Here is a 3,982-nt window from a genome sequence, read left to right as displayed (position 1 = left end):
GCGGCGCGGGCGGCTGCACACCCACCTAAAATGGAATGTATGTACGTCCACCGCGAATCCCCGGTCCTGTCTACCGGTTTTCAACGCGGGCATCCAACAGTGATTGTGGTTCAATGCGCGCCGCCTGTCGAGGAGCCGGCAATCCGTCGGTGTTGTTGGCGTTCGTTTATCCCAGACGCATGACGCCAGTAAGAATTAGCTGCAGGAAGAGTCGAGAACGCGTGGTGGTGCAATATGAGTGGCGCTATCCTTATACCGTCGTATATTAGCCTGTCCGGCCAAAGTGTGCAAGCCAAAAACATGGGCGCAGGACCGGTTCGACGCCCGGTGCCTCCACCCGCCGCACGGCAGCGTGCAGCTCGATCAGTTGCCGTTCAAAATATGTTGCAGTGCAAAAAATTACTTGACATCTAAAAAAAAATAGCGATTATACTGACGCAATGGCAATAGAAATTATTTCGCGATGCACCATAATGCTTGTTCAATCGAGCGAAGGAGGAAAAAAAGATGGAATCCTTGAACGTCACCCGACAGATGCTTGCTTTTCAAAAACAAACCGTCAACAATTTTCAGAGTATGTGGGATTTTGCGCAGGCGCAAACGTCCACGACATTAGACCAGTTCATGGACCAGGCACCGTGGATGCCCCAGGAGAGCCGAAAAGCCCTTGACAACTGGCGCACGCTCATTGACCAGGAGCGTAAACGATTCAGCGCGTATGTCGACCAGTGTTTTGTCGTTTATGAAAAAATGCTGGATGCACCCGCGGCGGCGACACCCGCCAAAACCAAAAAAACCAACGATAACAAATAAGGAGGCTCCACGTGGACCAGAAAAACGCCGTTCCGCAAATGATCAAATTTAATCAAACGCTTTTTAACACGGCCTTTGAAACCGTGGTTCAGTTCCAGGACCAGGTTGAGAAGATCGGCAACACCATGATAGACAAGGCCGACTGGCTGCCCGCCGAAAGTCGAAAAATCTACGACAGCTGTGTCGACGCATACAAGACCAGCCGCAACAATTTCAAATCCTACGTCGATGAAGGTTACCAGCAGGGCGTAAAACTTTTCAAATAGCCGTCCAGCCGCATTACATCGCCCACCCCTTGATGAGGAATGCCGAATCAGGGGGTGGGCGCCTCGAATTCCTTTGAGGTTCTCCGTTTAAATTTAAAATTGACGGATTCGTACAAAGCCCGATATCTGCGTTATGCATCACCCTTCGTCACTGCGGCGTACCGTAAGTACGCCTCATTCCTCAGGATTCGCAAGCCTTGATCTCGGGCTTTTTACGAATCCGTCGGAAATGCGACTTTTTACGAGTTCATCAAAATTATTGACACCCAATTTGGGGTTCGCTATGGGTGGATTCGTTTGATCCTAAATTTGATCAAATTTAGGATAATATCTTTTGCGGAGGGTTGAAATGGCTCTGAGTTTCATCGAGGGCAATGAAGCGGTAGCGCTGGGGGCCTTGGCTGCCGGCTGCCGGTTCTTTGCCGGATACCCCATCACACCGGCTACCACCGTTTATAACGCCATGCTCAAATACCTGCCCCCGGAAGGCGGCGTCTGCCTTCAGGGGGAGGATGAGATCGCCTCCATCGGCTACTGTCTGGGGGCATCCATGGCGGGGGTCAAGGTGCTCACCGCTACATCGGGACCGGGCATCAGCCTTTATAGCGAACAGATCTCCTTTGCCATCGGCAGCGAGATTCCCCTGGTGATTGTCAACGTCCAGCGGCTAGGGCCCTCCACCGGGTCCGCCACCAAAGGGGCGGACGGAGACATCCAGTTCATGCGCTGGGGCTCCAGCTCCGGGCTACCGGTGATCGTTTTGGCGCCGGTGGACGTGGCCGACTGCTACCGGCTGATCGTCCACGCCTTCAACCTGGCCGAGCAGTATCGCTGCCCGGTATTTTTAGCCTCCAACAAAGAGATCGCCATGACGCGTGAAAGTGTCGATCTCGATGCCGTCGACCTGCCGGATATCATCACCCGCAAACCGGCAGACCGGAACCACGCGTTTCTTCCCTTTGCCACCCCGAACGACCACACCCCGCCGGATTTTTTGCCGATTGGCGATCCCACCCTGGTTCGTCAAACCTCCTCTACGCACGGTGTCAACGGCTACATCACCGTGGATCCGGATGAAATCCAGGCCTTCCAGCTTCGACTGGAGAAGAAGCTGAAGGCCCATTGCGAGGAATTCACCCTTTTCGACCAGGATCTGGACCCGCAGGCCAAGACGCTGGTGGTGGCATACGGCGTCACCGCCCGTGCTGCACGGGTGGCGGTGGCCGCCTCCAGAACGGCCGGTAAGCCGGTCTCCCTGCTGATTCTCAAGACCCTGTGGCCGGTACCCGAAAGGCTGATCGTGGATACGGCGGCTGCTTACGACCGGGTCGTGGTGGTGGAGATGAACATGGGGCAATACGTGCGGGAAATCCAGCGGTTGCTTCCCGGCAAGACGATCAGTTTTCTGGGGCAGATGAACGGCAACCTGATCAAACCGGAACAGATCAGGGAGGTGGTATAAATGAACAGTCTGATCAATGCCAGCCGGCCCCCGGTCTTCTGCCCGGGGTGCAGCCATGAACGCATCGTGCATACCCTGGACAAGGCCCTTGAGCGCATGGGCCTGAAGGGCAACCAGGTAGTCATCGTCAGCGATATCGGATGCTCGGGGCTGTTCGATACCTTTTTCAATACGCACGCGTTTCACGGACTCCACGGCCGGGCCCTGACCTACGCCATGGGGCTGAAGATGGCCCGTCCGGACTTGAAGGTGATCGTCACCATGGGCGACGGGGGGTTGGGCATCGGCGGTGCCCACGTGCTCTCCACCTGCCGGCGCAATATCGACCTCACCCTGCTGATTCTCAACAATTTCAACTACGGCATGACCGGCGGGCAGTGTTCCTCGACCACTCCCCAGGAGGCCGTGGTGGGGTCCGGGTTTCTCAACCAACTGGAAAAACCGGTAGACATCTGCCAGCTTGCCGCAGCGGCCGGCGCCGCCTTCGTGTCCCGCACCTCCTCGTATGCGTCGGACCTGGTGGATGAGATGGTCGCCGCCATCAGCTTCGACGGGTTTTCCGTCGTCGACATGTGGGGCATGTGTCCAGGCCGCTACACCAAACGCAATAAAATTACGCCCAAGAGCATCGACGCCGATCTGGCCAACCTGCCCCGCTTTAACGGCCCGGTGCCTGAAAACCAGCGCAAGGAATACGGCAGCGGCTACCGGGAAGTGGCCGCTGGACTGCCCACACCGTCCCGGCCGCCTAAAATAGAGGCGCGCTTTCAACCGCCGGCCAGCGGTCGCCAGGAAGTCCTCATCCTGGGCAGCGCCGGCCAGCGCATCGTCACCGCCGGTGAAATCTTCTGCCTGGCCGGCATGACCGGCGGATGGCATGCCACCTTGAAAAACGATTACCCCATCACCGTGCTTCGCGGCCATAGCGTCAGCGAGATGGTGCTGTCCCCGCAGCCTGTGGACTATACCGGCATCGAGCGGCCCAATGTGGTGGTGGCCCTGGCCGACGAGGGGGTGGGGCGGCGCAAAAAAATGTTGACCCGGCTGGGCGGTGACACCCTGATCATCAAAGCTGCGGGGGTCACGCTTCCCGAAACCGGCGCCACGGTGCAGGACGTGGATTTCAAGGCCCAGAAAATCAAAACCCAGGACTGGGCATTGGCCAGTCTGGCCCTGCTGGCCAAAAAAGAGCGGGTGATCTCAATGGACATGCTCAAGGCGGCGCTGGCTGTCCGGTTCAAAAAAGTCATTCTGGAAACCGCCGTGGAATTGGTTGATCGTGTCACCGATTAGCCGAAACAACATCAACGCAGAGAGATAAAGGAGATCTCATGGATTTTCAGCTGAGCAAGGAACTGGAGATGCTGCGCAAAGCGGTGCGCGAGTTTGCCACCAAGCGGATCGCGCCCAACGCGGACCAGTGGGACAAGGACCACTACTT

The 3,982-nt window shown here is 56.9% G+C and carries 5 protein-coding genes; all 5 read left to right on the top strand.

Features of this window, described 5'->3' with window-relative positions:
• The first annotated feature begins 507 nt into the window (after positions 1 to 507).
• Positions 508 to 813 carry a hypothetical protein gene (locus ABYV26_RS22445; protein ID WP_372683587.1) on the top strand — a complete coding sequence of 102 codons (306 nt, stop codon included), beginning with the start codon at positions 508 to 510 and terminating at the stop codon, positions 811 to 813.
• 11 nt (positions 814 to 824) lie between these two features.
• On the top strand, positions 825 to 1,079 hold the full coding sequence (locus tag ABYV26_RS22440) for a hypothetical protein (RefSeq protein ID WP_372683586.1): 255 nt from the start codon (positions 825 to 827) through the stop codon (positions 1,077 to 1,079).
• 349 nt (positions 1,080 to 1,428) lie between these two features.
• Positions 1,429 to 2,541 carry a pyruvate flavodoxin/ferredoxin oxidoreductase gene (locus tag ABYV26_RS22435; protein ID WP_372683585.1) on the top strand — a complete coding sequence of 371 codons (1,113 nt, stop codon included), beginning with the start codon at positions 1,429 to 1,431 and terminating at the stop codon, positions 2,539 to 2,541.
• Positions 2,542 to 3,834, top strand: coding sequence for a thiamine pyrophosphate-dependent enzyme (locus ABYV26_RS22430; protein ID WP_372683584.1), 1,293 nt, complete (start codon positions 2,542 to 2,544; stop codon positions 3,832 to 3,834).
• A 38-nt stretch (positions 3,835 to 3,872) separates the two neighbouring features.
• The coding region (locus ABYV26_RS22425) for an acyl-CoA dehydrogenase family protein (protein ID WP_372683588.1) at positions 3,873 to 3,982 on the top strand (110 nt) is incomplete at its 3' end.

The organism is Desulfosarcina sp. (assembly GCF_041551955.1).
GTDB lineage: Bacteria > Desulfobacterota > Desulfobacteria > Desulfobacterales > Desulfosarcinaceae > Desulfosarcina.
This window is presented reverse-complemented; position numbering and strand designations above follow the sequence as displayed.

What these genes read in the sequence shown, in the direction of transcription:
- ABYV26_RS22445 (WP_372683587.1), top strand. Translation starts at nt 508, where the DNA reads ATGGAATCCTTGAACGTCACCCGACAGATGCTTGCTTTTCAAAAACAA.
- ABYV26_RS22435 (WP_372683585.1), top strand. Translation starts at nt 1,429, where the DNA reads ATGGCTCTGAGTTTCATCGAGGGCAATGAAGCGGTAGCGCTGGGGGCC.
- ABYV26_RS22430 (WP_372683584.1), top strand. Translation starts at nt 2,542, where the DNA reads ATGAACAGTCTGATCAATGCCAGCCGGCCCCCGGTCTTCTGCCCGGGG.